Here is a 294-nt window from a genome sequence, read left to right on the forward strand (position 1 = left end):
GGAGAAATTTCCTCTTGTTCATGAGGTAACGGTCAAGGTGATAAAGCCGGATCCGCCCATTCCTGGTCATTACCAATCAGTTGCTGTAGAAATTACAAGGGGTAGATAAAAGTGGAAAATTCAGCAATTATTTCTCTTGGTTCAAATATCGGTAATCGTTATGATAATATGATGATGGCAATTAAAAAATTGACAAGCCGCTATGATATACAGCTGGTAAATACCTCTTCCATTTATGAGACAGACCCAGTCGGTTATGAAGACCAGGCTCTATTTTTAAATATGGTGATTGAG

At 38.1% G+C, this 294-nt stretch carries 1 protein-coding gene and 1 pseudogene; both read left to right on the forward strand.

Annotation, left to right across the window (positions count from 1 at the left end; all coding sequences use genetic code 11):
- A pseudogene (locus tag RYX56_RS21825) lies at nucleotides 1-109 on the forward strand (dihydroneopterin aldolase); the annotation flags it as partial.
- A gap of 2 nt (nucleotides 110-111) precedes the next feature.
- Nucleotides 112-294, forward strand: a 183-nt coding sequence (locus RYX56_RS21830) for a 2-amino-4-hydroxy-6-hydroxymethyldihydropteridine diphosphokinase (protein WP_317124048.1), incomplete at its 3' end; no start/stop codon positions are given.

The sequence above is a fragment of the Alkalihalophilus lindianensis genome (assembly GCF_032843265.1).
In the GTDB taxonomy this organism is placed as follows: domain Bacteria; phylum Bacillota; class Bacilli; order Bacillales; family Bacillaceae_D; genus Alkalihalophilus; species Alkalihalophilus lindianensis.